The sequence below is a fragment of the Synechococcus sp. PCC 6717 genome, from assembly GCF_022698185.1.
In the GTDB taxonomy this organism is placed as follows: domain Bacteria; phylum Cyanobacteriota; class Cyanobacteriia; order Thermosynechococcales; family Thermosynechococcaceae; genus Thermosynechococcus; species Thermosynechococcus lividus.
In genome coordinates this window covers 24,603-42,190 of record NZ_JAKLTV010000003.1, presented here as the reverse complement: position 1 = coordinate 42,190, position 17,588 = coordinate 24,603, and the positions used below count along the sequence as shown (strand labels likewise).

Here is a 17,588-nt window from a genome sequence, read left to right as displayed (position 1 = left end):
TTCTGTGTTAACACAGCCACGCATAACGAATCGTAACAAGTCACCCCTGCTACCACTGAAGACCCAAAAAGCTGCCTAGAATTGATGTAGATTAAACCGTGCTTGGAGTGTCTTCCTATGGCCACAGATTTTAATCGCGGCATTATGAAGTTTGAAGGGGCAGATAGCCCTGTGATGATCGCAGCTTCAGCGGTACTGATTCTTGGCTTTATTGCTGTGTTGATTTGGTGGGCGCTGCATACGGCTTACGCTTAGGGAGCTTGTCGCTCCAGATGGATAATATGTTCGGTCAGGGCAGCAAAGGTTTCATCATGGCTAATGACAAATAGCTGTCTAAAACTTCTCAGATTAGCTAGGTTTTCTGCTAGCTGCTGACGGCGCTCGTGATCCATATTGGTCGTGGGTTCATCAAAGAAGGCCACGTCTGTGGCGGCTAAAATTCGCAGCAGGGCAAGGCGTACCGCAAGGGCAGCGCACATCTGCTCACCCCCAGAAAGGCTCCTAAAACTACGCCAGTGCCCGCCCTCGTTCACTTGAATGTCGTAGTCCGACAGCCACCGAAGGGCAACGTCAGGACGGTTGAGTAACTCGCGAAAGAGACGGTCGGCTTCGTGGGAAATGCTGTGCAGATACGCCTCGCTAACGCGGGGGCCACTGGTTCGGTAAATTTCCCGCGCCGTCACGATAAAATGGTGCCGCTGTTGGTACTCAGCGAGGGTTTGGCGGCTACGGGCAAGCTGTTGCGCCACCGCCTCAAGATGCTGGAGGGCGTCTGCATAATGCTGATATTGTCTCTCCTTTTCGGGAATTGCCCCTAGGAGGGTTTGATACTCGCGGCTGAGTTGCTCATGGCGAGCTGTGACCTCCCTTAAGCGATCCACATCTATGCGCTGGGCTTGGGTCTGGTAGTCCTGCGCTAGGGTGGCACAGGTGTTTTGGAGGGCGGCATAGGTGGCTTGTGCCTCTGCAAGCGCCGCTTGGTAGGCGGCCACTTGGCTAGCTTGGTGTTGGTGCTGTAGATAGGTTTGGTAGGCGTGCTCTAGGGTCGCCAATTCCTCTGTCAGGGCTTGGCGCTTCTGCTCTAAGGCTTGATAGTACTGGCGTTGACGGTATAGGGGCGCAAGCTCGCTGTTCAATTGCGCTTGGTGTTGTACTAGCTCTTGGACTGCTGTTTCAATGTCCGGTGCTGACTGCTGTTGCTCTAGGAGAACCTGTTGTTGGGCGCGGGGTTGCCCCAGTGCCTCTAGCTTTGTGCTCAGCTTAGTGTACTGACGCTGCAACTGGGCGAGTTGGCTGTAGCGAGGGATCAACTGCCGTTGGCGATCGCCAAGGGCACTCAGGTGTTCGTGTAGTCGTGCTTTTTCAGCGGCAAGGGGGTGCCATTGCAGAAGTGAGCGTTCGGCAGCGGCAGCGGCAGCAATGTCCGCGTCAAGTTGCGCGAGGAGAGGGGTCAGCAGGTCTTGCTCAGAGGGATCAAGGCGCTTGAGGAGTGCTTCAAGGTCGTTGAGCAACTGCTGATGGTTGGCGTGCAGGTGTTGCAGCGCTTGCAGGCCTAAGGTCACAGCTGGGGTGAGCAAGGCAAAGTCTTGGGCGGCGGTCAGTTCATGAATGGCTTGGCGAGTTAGAGGAGCGATGGCGGCGGCTTGGGTTGTGGCGCTTGCAACGATGGGGGCAAGGGTGGCGGCAAAGGCTTGGGCGGCGCTGAGGTGGCTTATCTGGGCTGCGAGGCGATCGCGCTCCTGCTGTTTCTGGTTTAGGGTGGCAGCAAGAGGACGTTGGGCATCAAGGGCAGCCAATTGCTGCTCCAGTTCAACAAGGCGGAGTTGGGCGCTTTGAATTTGCTCCTCAAGATGGGTGGCCTCTTGAGCTGCCTGCTCCGCCGCTCGTAGTTGGGCGTGGACTACGGCTAATTCCTGCTCAAGGGCATCCGCCGCCGCAATCTGGGGGGCAAGGGCAGCCAGTTGGGACTCAATCGTAGCGATCGCTTGGCGTTGGGCTTCAAGGTGTGCCAGTTTGGTTGCGGCTCGCTGCTGTCGCTGCTCGCACTCAGCAATCTGCTGCTCAAGGGTACCCTGCTCCTTTAACTGCCGCTCGAGGCTCCGCAGTGCCTGTTGCAGTTCGCGATAGCGATCGTAGGTTGCCTGAGAGTCTTGGCAGCGCGCTTGACTCAATTGCGCGGCGGCTAGCTGTTGGTGGCGATCGCGGCAAAGCTGCTCCTGCTGTTCAAGTTGGTGTTGCAGCCGCTGCTGTTGCTGTGCTAAGTGCTCAAGAGCTGCCACTTCTGCCTCAAGCTGCGCCCGTTCCTGGGCCAAGGCGTGACACACCTGAGCGAGGCGATCGCGCTGTTGGTAGTCCTGCGCCAATTCTGCGGCTAGGGCTTGCGCCTTGGTGGTATAGTCTTCGCGGCTGGCTAGCGCCTGCTCATGGCGGGCAATAGTTTCCCGGAGGTGCTGCAGGCGGGTTTCGGAGTGTTTTTCTAGCGCCAAGGCGGCATCGTAGGCGCGGCGATAGTCATCCACCTGCAAGATAGGCTCAAAAATTGCGCGGCGCTGAGCGGCTGTACCGAAAAAGTCGGCGGTCATCATCCCTTGGGGAATGCCGATCACCTGCTCAAAGAGGTCTTTAAGGGGCAAGGCACTGTTGATCCCCAAATGTTCCTTGAGCCATTGCTGTACCTCGTCCCGCCGCGACAACACCAGCGCCTGTAACTGGGGGTCAAAAATGCTATAGCCGCTACGGGTACTGCGTTTAACCAAATAGGAGCGACCATCCGCCGCCGAAATAAACTGAACCGTTGCCTCGGCATGGGTTGCGCCCTTGCGAATAATTGCTTTGTTAAAGCCAGACCCATAACCGGAGGTGGCATCAAATAGAACCCAAGCAATGGCTTCTAAAAGGCTTGTTTTGCCCGCCCCATTTTCGCCACAGATAACATTCACCCCGCGGCAAAAGTTAACAGTGCGATCGCGATGGGTTTTGAAATTAGTTAAGGTCAGCCGCTGAATTTCCACTCCGGCCTCCTAGGCGTGGCTCGGTACCGGCAATGAGGCGCTGGATATTACTCTGGTGCCGCCAAATAACAAAGGCACTCGCTAAAATACTAAAACCAACAAAGGGCAGCGATCCTGTAAACCACCAAAACCAAAGGGGTAGAGACAGCGCCGCTAGAATCGAGCCAAGAGAGACAATGCGACTCAGGGCAAGTACCACAAGGAAGACACCAAAGGTGACCAATCCTGTCGGCCAGTTCAGCGCCAAGAGCACCCCCAAGCTGGTGGCAACGGATTTGCCGCCCCGCCATCCCAGCCAAATAGGTTTACTGTGCCCCACCACCGCCACTAGGGCGATCGCCAACAGGCAGTAGTCTCCCCACGCTGGCGGCACCGTACTCCAGGGTTGAGCGAGGCTCCAGCGAGCCGCAACAACGGCAACCGTTCCCTTGAGCACATCAACAACAAAGGTGAACAGCCCCGCGCCTTTGCCCACCACCCGCAGGACATTGGTGGCGCCTGTGGAGCCAGAGCCATGATCGCGAATGTCAATACCGCGTAGGTGCTTGGCCACCCAATAGCCTGTCGGAATTGAGCCGAGTAGATAGCTTGTCAGCACCATAACCCCAAGGATGACTGCGGTGCTCACCTGTGCCTCCTATTCAAAAAACTCATTCGTGCGACGCAACTGGGGTTCGGGAGCAAACCCCAACAGGAGTGGATACTGAAGCAGCGATAAACTCACCTTCTCTTGGGAGTCGTCAATTAAAATCAGGGGGAGATAGTCCTCTTGTTCAAGGCGATCGGCGCGGAAGGCCAATGCATCCGCAGACTCAAACAGCGCCACCCCCCGCTCAGGGCCAAAGTCTTGGCGGTTGATGCCTAAACAGTCTTGCAGCCCCCGCCGCCAGTCTCCCAAACGCTCGGGAGAGTCTGCCAAGACCAGCACCCGCAGCATGTCGCCGTAAAAATCCCGCAAAATCGAAATAATTGCCGAGGCCACAAGGATATTTTGCAGCCGACTTGGGAGCGATCGCAGGGCACCCCGCCCCCCTAAATCAAAAAACCAACTTTCCACTCGCTGCGCGTGTAACGGCTCAAAGGTGCGCCGTAGCTGCCAAGGCGGGCCATAGTAATTGGGGTTCGTTTGGTACTGCTCTAGGAGGTGCTTAATGCGGCTAGTTTCCTCCTGAAACCCCTCATCCAACACCAATTTCGGGGGGGAAGTTGCAGCGGGCGGTGTTTCATGCTCTGCTGCTGGGGCAGGGGCTGGCAGCAGTTGTAGTTCCTCCACCGTTGCAGCTAAATCCTGCATACTGTTCACGAGGAACTCCTTAAACCCTTGCACCCGGATAGCCATTTCCTGAGATGCACCAACAAAATTTTGGCGCAGTTCCTGCTCAATACGCTCCTTGCGTCGCTCCAACTGTTCGATAGTGAGTTGCAGGGCTTGTTGCTTCTCTTCAAGATCCTGGCAACAACGGTGAGCAAGACGATGGAATGCTGCTTCAAGCGCTTGAATTTCCTCTTTGAGTGCATCCCGCCGTGCCGCAAGCGTAGCCAGTTCCGCCTCCTGTGCCTCAGCAGCGGACTCAGTTAGGTCTGGGGTCAAGGTGGGTTCATCAGTCATTGCGAGCAGGGGGAATAAAGGCCGTACGTGGGCAGCGTTCTTGCAGGCATTGTACTAAAGTTTTGGCATCAAACAGAATCGGCAAGAAGTGGATACTCTTGACCTCACGGAAATAAAACAGGATGGGCAGCCGTGGCCAAAAAACCTCCCAGTGCTGCCACTGCTGGTAGGGAAACTGCCGAATTTGCTGGCTGCCGCGATACACTTCAAGGGCTGTCGCTGTAAAGTCCAGCCGTAGGGTAGCTGCTTGCACGGCCAAAAACAGACTGAACAGCGATACCGGCAACCCTAACCACCACTTCAGGTACCAAAGGGGCACACTCAGCAGCAGTACGCCCACCGGTACAGCAAAGGTCGGAGCCAAACGAACTGTCGTGGTTGTTGCTTGCATTGGGGATGTCCTCCCTTCTGTTGGGTCATACTTACTTACATTGTCAAGCATTGGCAAACCAACGCCTGCCAGCACCTACGGTATTGGACACGAACGGCACAGCCCCAAGGCTAGAAAGGGCAACAGTTGGTAGTGTAAACTACGGTGATGTCCGTGGTCTGGTTACGGTGCCGTACCACTGCTGATCGCTGCACTTTGATGTCATTCTTTGGATGGGATTCACCTTGGCTGAGCATATCCCCACCTGCCTCAACGGTAAAACCTTAGCCCAGTCTATTGAGGCGAAGCTGGCGGCACACGTACAAACCCTAAAGCCACAGTTGGGGCGGGCACCGGGGCTAGCGGTTCTCAGGGTTGGCGATGACCCCGCTAGTGCTGTTTACGTTCGCGCCAAGGAGCAGGCCTGTGAACGGGTTGGGATTCGCTCCTTTGGTGCTCACTTGCCCGCCCGGACATCCGAAGCTGACCTCTTGGCTAAGATCACCGATCTCAACCATGATGAGCGGGTAGATGGTATTTTGCTACAATTGCCGCTGCCGCCTCACTTGGATGCGCGCCCTCTGCTCTACGCCATTCACCCCGATAAGGATGTCGATGGCCTCCACCCTGACAATTTAGGTCGTCTTGTGCGCGATGAGCCGGGGTTGCGCAGTTGTACCCCTGCTGGGGTGATGCAATTGCTAGCGGCCTACGGGATTGAAGTGGCGGGTCGGCAAGCGGTGGTGGTGGGGCGCAGTATTTTAGTGGGCAAGCCTCTTGCCCTGATGCTCTTAAATGCCGATGCAACGGTGGCGATCGCCCACTCGCGCACCCGTAACCTAGCTGAGGTGACTCGCAGTGCCGAAATTTTAGTGACGGCGATCGGTCGTCCCCGCTGCATTACCGCAGACATGATTCGCCACGGTGCCATTGTTATTGATGTTGGCATTAATCGTATTCAACGCCCAGATGGTAAATTTAGCCTGTGGGGCGATGTGGACTATGATGCTGCCTGTCAAGTGGCTAGTTACATTACCCCTGTTCCCGGCGGGGTTGGTCCGATGACCGTGGCCATGTTGTTGCACAATACAGTATGGAGCTATTGTCGCCGGCACAATCAGCCAGCGCAGTTACTCCAGTTGTCCCCTACAGACCAGCCTGCACGATGAGGAGACCCCAATGATTTCCGCCGACCCCCCCCACGTTCGCAACGCTGCTAGCAACTTTGACCTTAAGGCCTACCTGAAAGAACGGCAAGCCCTAGTGGAAGCGGCGTTGGAGTCTTCCCTGCCTGTGACGTACCCCGAAAAAATATACAATGCCATGCGCTATTCCCTCATGGCGGGTGGCAAGCGCTTGCGCCCCATCCTCTGCTTGGCAACCTGTGAGTTACTGGGGGGGACGATCGCCATGGCCATGCCCACGGCCTGTGCCTTGGAGATGATTCACACCATGTCCCTCATCCATGATGATCTGCCAGCAATGGACAATGATGACTATCGGCGGGGCAAACTCACGAACCATAAGGTGTACGGCGAAGACATTGCGATTTTGGCTGGGGATGGGCTGCTTGCTTACGCCTTTGAGTATGTGGTTGAGCAGACCAAAAATGTGCCTGCGGAATATTTGCTAAAAATTGTTGCCCGCTTGGGTCACGCGGTGGCAGCGACGGGGTTAGTGGGTGGGCAAGTTGTCGATCTAGAGTGTGAAGGGAAAACAAATATTGGTGTTGAGACCCTGCACTTTATCCACTCCCATAAAACGGGGGCACTGCTAGAGGCTGCGGTGCTCTCAGGCGCACTCTTGACTGGGGCGGATGAAGCAACGCTCAAGCGGCTGTCTCGCTATGCCGCCAACATTGGTCTGGCCTTTCAAATCATTGACGATATTCTCGACATTACCTCGACCCGGGATGTGCTGGGTAAAACCGCTGGCAAGGATGTGACGGCGCAGAAAATGACCTATCCTCGGCTATGGGGGCTAGACAAATCCCGCCAAGAAGCTGAGCGCTTGGTGGCGGAGGCGAAGGCAGAGTTGGCACTTTACGGTGAGGCTGCGGTGCCCTTGCAGGCGATCGCCGACTATATTACTGCCCGTAGCCATTAACGGGTGTCACAGAACACCCAATCCGTAGGGTAGGGTAGTTCATAGAGGCACAACACGGTAGGATGGGCGCAGACCTTTGTCCGCAACGATGATGGATACTCTCCGCGAGCTGTTGTCTAACCATGTTCTCTGGGTGGCCTTGGCGGCTAGTGCGATCGCCCAAACCCTCAAGCTGCTGTTGGATATTGCCAAGCATCGTAAGCTGAACTTCCGGGTGTTGGTGGAAACTGGCGGCATGCCTAGTTCTCACTCTGCCTTAGTGACGGCCTTAGCCACGAGCGTAGGGTTGCAGCGAGGCTGGAGTAGTGTTGAATTTGCCATTGCCCTGGTCTTTGCCTTTATTGTGATGTACGATGCAGCCGGTGTGCGCCAAGCCGCCGGCAAGCAAGCGCGCATCCTCAACCAGATTGTCGAAGAATTTTTCCAAGAAGGGCACGAATTAGCAGAAGCCCGACTCAAGGAACTTCTTGGCCATACCCCCATTCAAGTGATTGCTGGCTCTGCGCTGGGGGTGGCGATCGCCTGGGTGGCAACCTAGAGGCTCAACTCTTCAGGCTTTGGGCTAGCTCAGTGTAGTATCGTGAGCGCTCAGTCTCCTGCAAGGCTTGGTAAGCCAGCGCCAACTGCTGGGCAGCACGTTCGCCCACGTAGTCCAAGGGAAAAGGCATCTGCTTGCTGTAGCGATTGGTGCGCCCCATCTCGAGGCAGTACTCAAAATAGGCAGTGGCACCAAGGGGAAAGCCTAAGGCCATTAGCCAGCACCCTGCTAAGTGGTTGAGGGGAGGATAGGTAGGGAACCAGATCAGGCTTTGCTGACAGAGCAATTGCAGCGCCTCGTGTTCTTCCGCCGCCAGTAAGCGTCGCCCCAGTTGATGGAGAATTTCTGGCAGGGAGCCGGGCACCTCTGGCGGGAGTTGGCCACTCAGGAGGTGGGGAAATAGGCGCTCAAAGAGTTCATTAAAGCAATCTTCCGCAGCACTAGGGTTATTGACGGCGTTGTACATGTCCGCCAAGGCAAACAGTAAGCTCAGGCTCAGCCCTTCGCTGGCACGGATGCGCTCCAAAATGGGGATATTGCGATCGCGCATCTTTGCCTGAATCTGGGCCGGCTGATAGCCGTAGTGATCAATTCTGAAAGTTGTGAGGGATCCGATAGTGATGGGGGCAGATCCTGAAGAGACCAATTGCTCATGAAAACGCCCCTGATAGCGGAGGGTGGGCAGGTTGCGAAAGAGGCGCACAATGGCAAAATCTGAAAACTGCTCCCCTGTGCCAATTTCACGGCGCAACAGTTGGTACGCCTGTACGCTGGGCGCTGCGGCTAACTGCTCCCTCAAGGAGGTATCACTGAGGCACACAAGGACTTCGTCGGCATCCAGTACCAGAATCCACTCACCGCTGGCTTGGTCTAGGGAATAGTTACGCGCCGCTGCAAAATCATCGCGCCACGGTAGGGTGTAGAGCTTCTCTGTAAACTGACGGGCGATCGCCACCGTATCATCCGTTGAGCCGGTATCCACCACCACGATTTCATCCACAACAGGCTGCACACTCGCCAAGCACCGCTGAAGATTTGTGGCTTCATTTTTGACGATCAAACAGGCGGAGACCTGCGGCATGGCCACCTACAGTAACTTTTCAAGTTGTTGACGCAGACGGTTTAGCTCTTTTTCCGAAAATTCACTCTCCGCGGCGGGCGGTACTCGGTTTTCAACCTCCCAGTCGGTTTCAGCCACATTGCGCTCCGGTGGAGTCAAGAATAACCGCTCAGCATCGTTCGTTGGCACAAACCCCCTAGGCACTAAATGGCATTCGTAACCTGAGGCTTGACAAAACTCTTCCACTTCCTTGGCATCAATTCCAACCACACTAGGACGTTGAAAATCCTGTGCTTCTAAGAGCAACCCATAGCGCTCAGCATCATCGGCGCACTCAAACATGAGAATTAGGTTGCGATCGCCCAGTTGCAGCGAATGAATACCCTCATTTGCGGTACCGGGATTGTAGAGCAAGACATAAACTTGCATAACGATTCGCCCCTGAAATCTCAACAGCGATTATACCGATTTTGGCTCCCTTACATCAGTTTCATCCACTAAGTTCTGAATGGTTAATCGCCGATGTTAGCTTAATAGGTTGTAACGTCTTGCAAATAATATCCACAAAAGCCCATCGCTGTTGGCCATAGAATCCCCCCCTAACATCAACTAAGCTAGAGGTAGGGGGCGATCGCTAACGCCAAAGGAGCGTGATCCATCATGTACAAAAAAATTTTGGTTGCGGTGGACGACACTGAATTAGGAGAATCAGTCTTTCAAACGGCTTTAGATTTGGCTTTACACTATCAAGCCCAAATGATGCTCATTCATGTTTTGTCCCCCACCAGCGAGTCCTATCCGGATCCAATTTTCACAACGCCGCTGGCGTCGGGGGTTTATGTGGGGCTGCATGAGGAAGTGATGCGTGCCTACGCCGAACAGTGGGAGAGCTTTGAGCAAAAAGGGTTAGATATGCTGCGGCATTTGACCCAAGTGGCCACAGATAAAGGGGTTGCCACTGAATTCACGCAAGCCTTGGGGGATGCTGGCCGCGCCATTTGTGATTTGGCTAAAGACTGGCAAAGCGATCTCATTGTTGTGGGACGACGGGGACTCAAAGGGCTGAGTGAGTTCTTCTTGGGGAGCGTCAGTAACTACGTTTTACACAATGCCCACTGCTCAGTGCTCGCGATTCAACGTCCGAATCCCTAAGCAGGTTACTCAGCATGGGACAAAGCTGGCAAGTTGGCAACGTCTTCGGAATTCCACTGCGCATTGATCGCTCGTGGTTTATTGTCATCCTTTTATTTGCGTTTCTCAATGGAAGTGACTGGCAGGCCACCTACCCTGAGTGGGGAGCCTTGGCGTGGGGTATGGGGTTCCTCATTTCACTGCTATTGTTTGGCTCGGTGCTGCTACACGAGTTGGGGCACAGTTTGGCTGCTCGCTCGCAAGGCATTACCGTTCGCTCAATTACCCTCTTTTTGTTTGGGGGGATGGCTGCGATTGAGCGAGAATCGGCAACGCCTGCCCAAGCATTTCAGGTGGCGATCGCTGGCCCACTGGTGAGTTTTGGGCTGTTCGTGGTGCTGCGGCTCGCAGCAGTGCCATTGCCTGCGGGGAGTCCCCTGCAGGAACTACTGCTGTACCTTGCCAGAATTAATTTTGTGTTGGCGCTGTTTAACCTCTTGCCCGGGCTCCCCCTTGATGGGGGGCAAATTCTCAAGGCGGGGGTTTGGAAACTCACCGGCAGCCGCTTTCAGGGGATTCGCTGGGCGGCGCGCTCCGGTCAGGTGCTGGGCTGGCTCGCCATGAGTCTGGGGCTGGCGGGGGKGCTCTTAGGCAGTGGCAACGGTTTGTGGATTGGTCTATTGGGGTGGTTTGCGCTGCAAAATGCTACGATTTACCATCGTCTCAGTCGCCTCCAAGAAGGCTTGCTGAAGCTAACGGCGGCGGCGGCCATGTCTCGGGACTATCGGGTTGTGGATGGCACCCTGTCCCTGCGGGAATTTGCCGATCGCTACCTCCTCTTAGCGGATCGCCAACCGACCGCCTATTTTGTGGCCACCGATGGCCGCTACCGTGGGCTGTTGGCGCCCCAAGCCCTGAACCACATTGAGCGCAGTATGTGGGAGCAAACCCCCATCGAACAATTAGCCGTACCCTTGGCAGCGATCGCCACCGTGCGGGAATCTGACTCCTTGGCCACCGTAGTCTGTACCCTTGAAGAGAAAGAGCAGCAATTTTTAACGGTGCTCTCCCCAGCGGCAGCGGTGGCGGGGGTGATTGATCGCGCCGATGTGATGGCGGCACTGGCCAGTCAGCTGGGCTGGCAGCTCAGCAAACAGGAACTACAACTCCTGAGGAAGCAAACCCACTATCCACCAGAGCTACAGCTCCTCGAAGTGGCGCGCACCGCCCTGCAATTGCAGAGTAGTGATCCGCTGCCCCCTGCCGATTGAAACCCGACCAGCGGGGTAGTTCATCAAAAAAGGCGGTATGATCGTGTTCCAGTGCTTCCCGTAGCGACGAACACGCTTAGTTGAGGCGACGCCATGATTCAGGTTGAGCACCTGACCAAAGTGTACGGAACAACGGCTGCCTTGCGCGACGTCAGCTTTACGGCAGCCACGGGGGAAATTTTGGGACTTCTCGGCCCCAACGGTGCTGGTAAAACCACGACGATGCGCATTTTGGCAGGGTATTTGCCCGCAACCAGTGGCACTGCAGCCATTGCTGGACATGAGGTTCACACCGACCCGATGGCCGTGCGGCAGCGCATTGGCTATCTGCCGGAACATCCGCCCCTTTACACCGAAATGACGGTTGCCGGATATTTGCATTTTGTGGCTCGTATTAAGGGGGTCAGCGCCGGCGATCGCCCTCAGCGGGTCAACTATGCCCTCAAAAGCTGTGGCCTTCTTGATTGCCAACATACGATTATTCGCAAGCTCTCAAAAGGGTATCGGCAGCGGGTGGGGATTGCCCAAGCCATTGTTCACGACCCGCCGGCCATTATTCTGGATGAACCCACCGTAGGACTCGATCCCCGGCAAATTATTGAAGTGCGCCATCTCATCCAAACCCTTGCCGGACAGCATACGGTCATTCTTTCGACCCATATTTTGGCAGAAGTGAGTATGACCTGCGATCGCGCCGTCATTATCAACAAAGGCGAGGTAGCCGGCATCGGCAAACTGGATGAGTTAATGCAGCAGCTCAGCAGCAGCTACACCTACGATCTCGAACTCGTGGGCGATCGCCAGCACATCCAAACCCTGCTAACTCAGATGCCCCAGCTGCAAAACGTCAACTGGCTTGGCACTCCAGACCAGCCGCGGCAGCAACTCCACATCAGCAGTCCTGAGGAAATTGGAGCCGATTTGGCCACCCTCCTCATCCAAAATGGTATTCAACTCTACGAGATGCGCCGCTCCCACGCCAACCTTGAAGACGTATTCCTCAAACTCACGACCGACGATGTTGCTCCTGCTGCCGCAGCCCCCACCCCGGCTGAGCCACCCATCGTGGAGGATGCCGATGCCTAACCGCTTACTCCACCGTGGCCGTATGATCATCGCCAACATTTTGGCCATCTATCGCCGTGAGTTGCAAAGCTACTTCACCGCTCCCTTTTACTATGTAATTGCTGGAGTCTTCTGGCTGCTGAGCGGTCTCTTTTTCATTGTGGTGATGACCACCATCATTAACCAAGTGGCGCAGCAGGACCTACTGCAACAACAATTTGGCGCACCCTCCCAAGCAGTGGATGTACCAAAATTAATTCTGGAAAGTTTTTTAGGACTACTTGGTTCCATTTCCCAAGTGATTTTGCCCATGCTCTCGATGGGACTCTACACCGAAGAGCGTAAGCGCGGCACCCTTGAGCTATTGGCTACGTCCCCTATTACCAACTGGAGCGTAGCCACGGGCAAGCTCTTGGCGGTATTGACCTTTTATGCCACCCTGTTGCTTCCCCTTGTGGTCTATCAGTTTGTGACCCTGCAAAGTAGTACTCCCCCCCTCTCGCCGTGGCTAATTCTTGCCGGGAATGGTGGCTTGCTCCTGTTGGCAGCGGCCATTTTAGCCTTGGGAATGTTTTTATCCTCCCTCACCGACAGCACCATTTTGGCCGCTATTCTTGGCTTTGCTGTGTTACTGATCCTCTGGACTCTAGATATTTTGGCGAAGAATACCGGCGGCACCCTCAGTGAGGTGCTTACCTACCTCTCCCCCATCGAACATTTCTCAACCCTAACCCGCGGGGTTTTTCGCACGAGCAGCCTAGTAGTCTTTGGCAGCTATATCTTTTTAGGGATCTTCCTAACGGCACAGTCCATTGATGCATTTCGCTACCAACGGAATTAGGGGGTCAATCTTATGAAGCGCTTTGCCCTTGGTTCCTCAGCAGCAGTGTCCACTGCCCTTCTGTGGGTGGCACCCCTATGTCTTATCGCAGGAGCAACAGCGGGAATCGTCAGCGATCGCTGGGACTGGGTGCCCCTCACCCTATTAAGTGTAGGGGCGGGCGCACTACTGTTGTGGCTCATTTTGCAAAGCCGTGTCTCAGGAGGGTTTTGGGGACGGCGCTCTACCCAGATGAGTACCAACGCCATCCTCACCGTGGTGGCCGTCATCGCCCTGTTGGGGGTCGTGAATGTTCTCGGTAATCGCTATAGTGTTGACATTGATCTCACTGAAAACCAATCCTTTACCCTTGCGGTTGAAACCCGCGATGTGTTGCAAAACCTCAAAGAGCCCGTACAGGTCTTGGTTTTTGATACCAATGCCGCCAGTCGCGATCGCCTCTTGCTAGAGCAATACCGTCGCCACGCCAACAACCAGTTTTCCTTTGAATTCGTTGACCCCCAAGCTCAACCCAGCCTTGCGCGCGAGTACAACGTCACTCAGGTGGGGCAGGTGATCGTTAAAGCCGGTACAAAAACCCAGCGCATTGACGAAGACCTCTCCGAAAGTAACCTCACCCCAGCACTGATTCGCGTCACGAGCGATCGCACTGTTACCGCCTACTTTACAACCGGGCACAATGAACTCCCCCTCACGGGTGGCTCCGCCAGTCTATCAGAAGTCGCTAAGCTCCTTGAGCAGCGGGATGTTGAACTTCTACCCCTCAATCTTTTGGAAAAAGGCAAGGTTCCTGAGGATGCCAACGTAATTGTGGTAGCAGGCCCACGGCAGCCCTTTTTGCGCCTTGAGGAAGACCTGCTCAAGAACTATTTGAATCGCGGCGGCAGCCTGCTGCTAATGCTGGATGTGGATGTCAATGTGGGACTAGCAGATCTGCTCAAGGACTGGGGGCTAACCCTCGATAACCGCTGGGTTATTGATGGCTCTGGAGTTGGTCAGCAGGTCGGCTTGGGGCCTGACACGATTATTGTTACCACCTATGGCAATCACCCGATTACCCAACGATTTGCCCAAGGCCCTAGCGTCTTTCCTCGGGCTCAGGCCATTCGCATTGAGCCAGTCAAGGATGACGATATTGTTGAGCTTGCCCTCTCCGGCTCGCAAACTTGGGCGGAAACCGACTGGCAGTCTGGAAATCTCGAATTTACAGAAGGGGTGGATACCCTCGGACCGCTGCCGTTGGCCGTGGCCATTACTCGCACCCTCAGTGAAGAGCCAGCCAAACAGGCACGTTTGGTTGTCTTTGGGGATTCCGAATTTGCCACCGATGGCGTGATTGCCTACCAAGGGATTAACAGCGACCTATTCGTTAATTCTGTGCTTTGGTTGGGCGATCGCGACCAGCAGGCACTGTYTTTGCGCCCCCGCCAAACCACCAATCGTCGCCTGCAACTCAACGTGGCTACCAGCCGCTGGATCGAGATTAGTGCTGTCTTTTTGTTACCGCTGCTGGGGTTTGGCCTAGCGGTGTTCCTGTGGTGGCGGCGACGCTAACCGTGAATTTTATGGCACGAACCTCCCTCCCCTATACTCACCTGCTGCTCTACGCACTACTGGTGGGGATCCTTGGTGGCCTAGTCTCCACCGCCTTTTATCAGGTTCTGACAGGGGGGTTTGCCCTCCTATGGGACACCGCACCAAACCTAGTCAGTATTAGAACCTGGGAGCATCTCTACCCCTACATTCCCCTGATTACTGCCACGGGCGGCCTCTTGGTGGGGTTGTCTGTCAAATTTTTCGGAGCCACGGGGGGTCTCACCGATGCTGTTGCTGAGTTACATCGGGATGGCAAGCTCAGCTATCGCTACATTCCGGGGATGGCCTTAGCCTCATGGCTCTCCTTACTGTTTGGCAGTAGTGCTGGGCCTGAAAGTCCAATCATTGATATTAATGGGGGTCTTGGCAGTTGGTTAGCAACTCGCTTACAGGTGTCAGCAGCCGTGGGGCGCATCCTCACCCTCTGTGGAATGGCGGCTGGRATGGGGGKATTTTTTAACACTCCTCTAGGGGCAACCCTTTTTGTTCTGGAGGTACCCCATCGGCGTAGTTTAGAGTTTTATGAGGCGATTATTCCCGCACTCATTTCCGCCTTTTGTGGTTTTACCCTGTTTCGGGTGATCACTGGCACCACCATCGGTAGTATTTATCGCTTTCCTCCTTACGATGCCTTACGCCCTCAGGATATTGGCACATCGATCGCCCTTGGCATCATTGGGGCAGCGGTGGGCGTAGTCTTTATCGTTGTGCATCGGCTCCTAGGGCGATGGCTGGCTCCGTACCAACCGCATCCTCTCATTTTGATTGTAGCGGTAGGCTTTCTCATTGGCCTGATTGCTCTGCTCTACCCCATTACTCTGTTTTATGGCGAGCGGCAAATTGAGCAAATTCTACAAATGGGGACGCGCTATAGTGCCCAAACTCTCTTAGGGGCTGCCTTTTTCAAAATTGTGGCACTAAGTCTGTGTCTCCATGGTGGGTTCCGTGGCGGTGTCGTCTTTCCCTTACTCTTTGTTGGCTCCTGTGTTGGCATGGCTATCCATCAAGTATTGCCGGCGATCCCTGTCAGTGTGGCTCTAGTTGACACCATGGCGGCAGTGACCGTCGCGGTGACGAAAMCCCCTCTAAGCTTAGCCGTGATTCTCTCGGTGATTTCTCACACCGCCATGCTGCCCCTGATCACCACCGCAACCCTGACGAGCTATCTGTGTACCCTCCCGATCGCCTGGATCGCCAGTCAGCAGTCCCGCAGCGATGCTCCCTTAAACGATCCCTGAGAGAAACATTAATAAAATACAAAATTCAGATACAACCCTTTACAATCTGGTCAGGATCTGATTAATATAAAGTTACATTCCGGCTCATAAAGCTGAGATGCAGCCCTGAGACCCTCTCGTGGTGCGCATTTTATTCCTGAGACGGACTTGTAACATTCATTCATTTTGTTCAACAGGACTTATCATTATGACGACTGTTTTACAACGTCGCGAGCAACTGAACCTGTGGGAGCAATTCTGCAGCTGGGTCACCAGCACCAACAACCGCCTCTACGTGGGTTGGTTCGGCGTGTTGATGATCCCCACTCTGCTCGCTGCTACTGCTTGCTTTGTGATTGCCTTTATCGCTGCTCCGCCGGTGGACATCGATGGCATCCGTGAACCTGTTGCTGGATCGTTGATCTATGGCAACAACATCATCACCGGTGCTGTGGTGCCCTCCAGTAACGCCATTGGCTTGCACTTCTMCCCCATCTGGGAAGCCGCCTCTCTCGATGAGTGGCTTTACAACGGTGGCCCTTACCAGCTAATCATCTTCCACTTCTTGATTGGCGTGTTCTGCTACATGGGTCGTGAGTGGGAACTCAGCTACCGTCTGGGGATGCGTCCTTGGATTTGTGTTGCCTACTCTGCGCCTGTGGCTGCTGCTACCGCTGTGTTCTTGATCTACCCCATTGGTCAAGGCAGCTTCTCCGATGGTATGCCCCTCGGTATCTCCGGTACCTTCAACTTCATGTTGGTGTTCCAAGCAGAGCACAACATCCTAATGCACCCCTTCCACCAGTTGGGTGTGGCCGGTGTCTTTGGTGGCGCTCTGTTCTCCGCCATGCACGGGTCCTTGGTGACCTCCAGCCTGATTCGTGAAACCACCGAAACCGAGTCGCAAAACTACGGTTACAAATTTGGTCAAGAAGAAGAGACCTACAACATCGTGGCTGCCCACGGTTACTTTGGTCGCTTGATCTTCCAATACGCCAGCTTCAACAACAGCCGTGCACTGCACTTCTTCTTAGCTGCTTGGCCGGTTATCGGTATCTGGTTCACCGCTCTGGGGATCAGCACCATGGCCTTCAACCTGAACGGGTTCAACTTCAACCACTCTGTGGTGGATGCTCAAGGAAATGTGATCAACACTTGGGCTGACGTGATCAACCGTGCCAACTTGGGGATGGAAGTGATGCACGAGCGCAATGCTCACAACTTCCCCCTTGACTTGGCCAGTGCTGAGTCTGCTCCTGTGGCCATGATTGCCCCGAGCATCAACGGCTAATTCACAACATTTGCCTAGTTAGCTAGCAAACCGTCTCTCTCTGGAGGGGCGGTTTTYTTTTGGCAATTTGGCCTATCTCTGATTTCTGACAACTATCGTTATGATCGAGGGAATACTAGCTATCAAGTCCCTTCGGCATACTCCAGCCAGAGTGGCAGGGAATGTTTGCGCCAGTAAGCTGAGCACCAACCATGAGGTCATCATTGCGGCTGCAAGGGGGCAAGCTATGTATATCAACGATTCAGTGGAGGGCAGTTCGATGCGAATCAAAGATTTCATCCTTCCGGTTATTCTTGTTGGGTTGGTGTTTGTTGGCTTTGGCGATCGCTTTTTGCCAGCACCGCTGAGTACGGCCAGTGCTTCCAGTCGCGAGCAACTTGATACGTTCTTTAAGGGGCTGTTTACGGGCTTTTCTACCTATAACCGCTACCATAAAACCGAGCAAATGATTCGTGAGGCTGAAAGAGCTGAAGGAAAGTAAA

Annotated in this window: 18 protein-coding genes; 12 read left to right on the top strand and 6 right to left on the bottom strand. The window is 54.7% G+C overall.

What is annotated here, in order from left to right; translation table 11 throughout:
- Nucleotides 1-117 precede the first annotated feature (117 nt).
- Nucleotides 118-255 (top strand): hypothetical protein, encoded by a 138-nt coding sequence (locus L5470_RS04390; protein ID WP_198406142.1) that lies wholly within the window; start codon nt 118-120, stop codon nt 253-255.
- On the opposite strand, the gene L5470_RS04385 is transcribed toward L5470_RS04390, so the two are convergent.
- From L5470_RS04385 to L5470_RS04370, 4 genes are read right to left on the bottom strand one after another with little or no spacing between them, the layout of a single operon-like run.
- Entirely contained in the window at nt 252-3,011 is a 2,760-nt protein-coding gene (locus tag L5470_RS04385) for an AAA family ATPase (protein WP_499498390.1), read from the bottom strand. The genes L5470_RS04390 and L5470_RS04385 overlap by 4 nt on opposite strands.
- Complete coding sequence (gene plsY, locus L5470_RS04380) at nt 2,983-3,639, bottom strand: glycerol-3-phosphate 1-O-acyltransferase PlsY (protein WP_099798280.1); 657 nt, start codon at nt 3,637-3,639, stop codon at nt 2,983-2,985. Before plsY ends, L5470_RS04385 begins: the two co-directional genes overlap by 29 nt.
- A 9-nt stretch (nt 3,640-3,648) precedes the next feature.
- Nucleotides 3,649-4,620, bottom strand: coding sequence for a DUF3086 domain-containing protein (locus L5470_RS04375; protein WP_099798279.1), 972 nt, complete (start codon nt 4,618-4,620; stop codon nt 3,649-3,651).
- On the bottom strand, nt 4,613-5,011 hold the full coding sequence (locus tag L5470_RS04370; protein WP_448527238.1) for a DUF3119 family protein: 399 nt from the start codon (nt 5,009-5,011) through the stop codon (nt 4,613-4,615). Before L5470_RS04370 ends, L5470_RS04375 begins: the two co-directional genes overlap by 8 nt.
- 224 nt (nt 5,012-5,235) lie before the next feature.
- Between L5470_RS04370 and folD the strand changes: the two genes are divergently transcribed.
- From folD to L5470_RS04355, 3 genes are all read left to right on the top strand, one after another.
- Nucleotides 5,236-6,159 (top strand): bifunctional methylenetetrahydrofolate dehydrogenase/methenyltetrahydrofolate cyclohydrolase FolD, encoded by a 924-nt coding sequence (folD, locus tag L5470_RS04365; protein ID WP_499498387.1) that lies wholly within the window; start codon nt 5,236-5,238, stop codon nt 6,157-6,159.
- Nucleotides 6,160-6,169: 10 nt separating this feature from the next.
- Nucleotides 6,170-7,096, top strand: a complete 927-nt coding sequence (gene crtE / locus L5470_RS04360) for a geranylgeranyl diphosphate synthase CrtE (RefSeq protein WP_448513765.1) — start codon at nt 6,170-6,172, stop codon at nt 7,094-7,096.
- 91 nt (nt 7,097-7,187) lie between these two features.
- On the top strand, nt 7,188-7,634 hold the full coding sequence (locus L5470_RS04355; protein ID WP_198406217.1) for a divergent PAP2 family protein: 447 nt from the start codon (nt 7,188-7,190) through the stop codon (nt 7,632-7,634).
- A 4-nt stretch (nt 7,635-7,638) separates the two neighbouring features.
- On the opposite strand, the gene L5470_RS04350 is transcribed toward L5470_RS04355, so the two are convergent.
- Nucleotides 7,639-8,715, bottom strand: coding sequence for a glycosyltransferase family 2 protein (locus L5470_RS04350; RefSeq protein ID WP_099799813.1), 1,077 nt, complete (start codon nt 8,713-8,715; stop codon nt 7,639-7,641).
- Nucleotides 8,716-8,721: 6 nt separating this feature from the next.
- On the bottom strand, nt 8,722-9,123 hold the full coding sequence (locus tag L5470_RS04345; RefSeq protein WP_099798275.1) for a DUF3110 domain-containing protein: 402 nt from the start codon (nt 9,121-9,123) through the stop codon (nt 8,722-8,724).
- 231 nt (nt 9,124-9,354) lie between these two features.
- Between L5470_RS04345 and L5470_RS04340 the strand changes: the two genes are divergently transcribed.
- The 8 genes from L5470_RS04340 to L5470_RS04305 all read left to right on the top strand — a co-directional run bounded on the left by L5470_RS04340 (nt 9,355) and on the right by L5470_RS04305 (nt 17,587).
- The gene (locus L5470_RS04340) at nt 9,355-9,846 is read left to right on the top strand and encodes a universal stress protein (RefSeq protein ID WP_448513763.1); all 492 of its coding nucleotides are present in this window, start codon (nt 9,355-9,357) and stop codon (nt 9,844-9,846) included.
- A gap of 14 nt (nt 9,847-9,860) precedes the next feature.
- On the top strand, nt 9,861-11,096 hold the full coding sequence (locus tag L5470_RS04335) for a site-2 protease family protein (RefSeq protein ID WP_499498384.1): 1,236 nt from the start codon (nt 9,861-9,863) through the stop codon (nt 11,094-11,096).
- Nucleotides 11,097-11,189: 93 nt separating this feature from the next.
- Nucleotides 11,190-12,182 carry an ABC transporter ATP-binding protein gene (locus L5470_RS04330; protein ID WP_499498382.1) on the top strand — a complete coding sequence of 331 codons (993 nt, stop codon included), beginning with the start codon at nt 11,190-11,192 and terminating at the stop codon, nt 12,180-12,182.
- Nucleotides 12,175-13,002 (top strand): ABC transporter permease, encoded by an 828-nt coding sequence (locus L5470_RS04325; RefSeq protein ID WP_198406138.1) that lies wholly within the window; start codon nt 12,175-12,177, stop codon nt 13,000-13,002. The genes L5470_RS04330 and L5470_RS04325 overlap by 8 nt, the downstream gene beginning before the upstream one ends.
- A 12-nt stretch (nt 13,003-13,014) precedes the next feature.
- Entirely contained in the window at nt 13,015-14,556 is a 1,542-nt protein-coding gene (locus tag L5470_RS04320; RefSeq protein ID WP_499498380.1) for a GldG family protein, read from the top strand.
- On the top strand, nt 14,538-15,836 hold the full coding sequence (locus L5470_RS04315; protein WP_499498378.1) for a chloride channel protein: 1,299 nt from the start codon (nt 14,538-14,540) through the stop codon (nt 15,834-15,836). Before L5470_RS04320 ends, L5470_RS04315 begins: the two co-directional genes overlap by 19 nt.
- Nucleotides 15,837-16,023: 187 nt before the next feature.
- Nucleotides 16,024-17,106: a photosystem II q(b) protein gene (psbA, locus tag L5470_RS04310; RefSeq protein ID WP_499498376.1), complete on the top strand. Its 1,083-nt coding sequence runs from the start codon at nt 16,024-16,026 to the stop codon at nt 17,104-17,106.
- 226 nt (nt 17,107-17,332) lie between these two features.
- Nucleotides 17,333-17,587 carry a hypothetical protein gene (locus tag L5470_RS04305; RefSeq protein WP_499498375.1) on the top strand — a complete coding sequence of 85 codons (255 nt, stop codon included), beginning with the start codon at nt 17,333-17,335 and terminating at the stop codon, nt 17,585-17,587.
- The last annotated feature ends 1 nt before the right edge of the window (nt 17,588 follow it).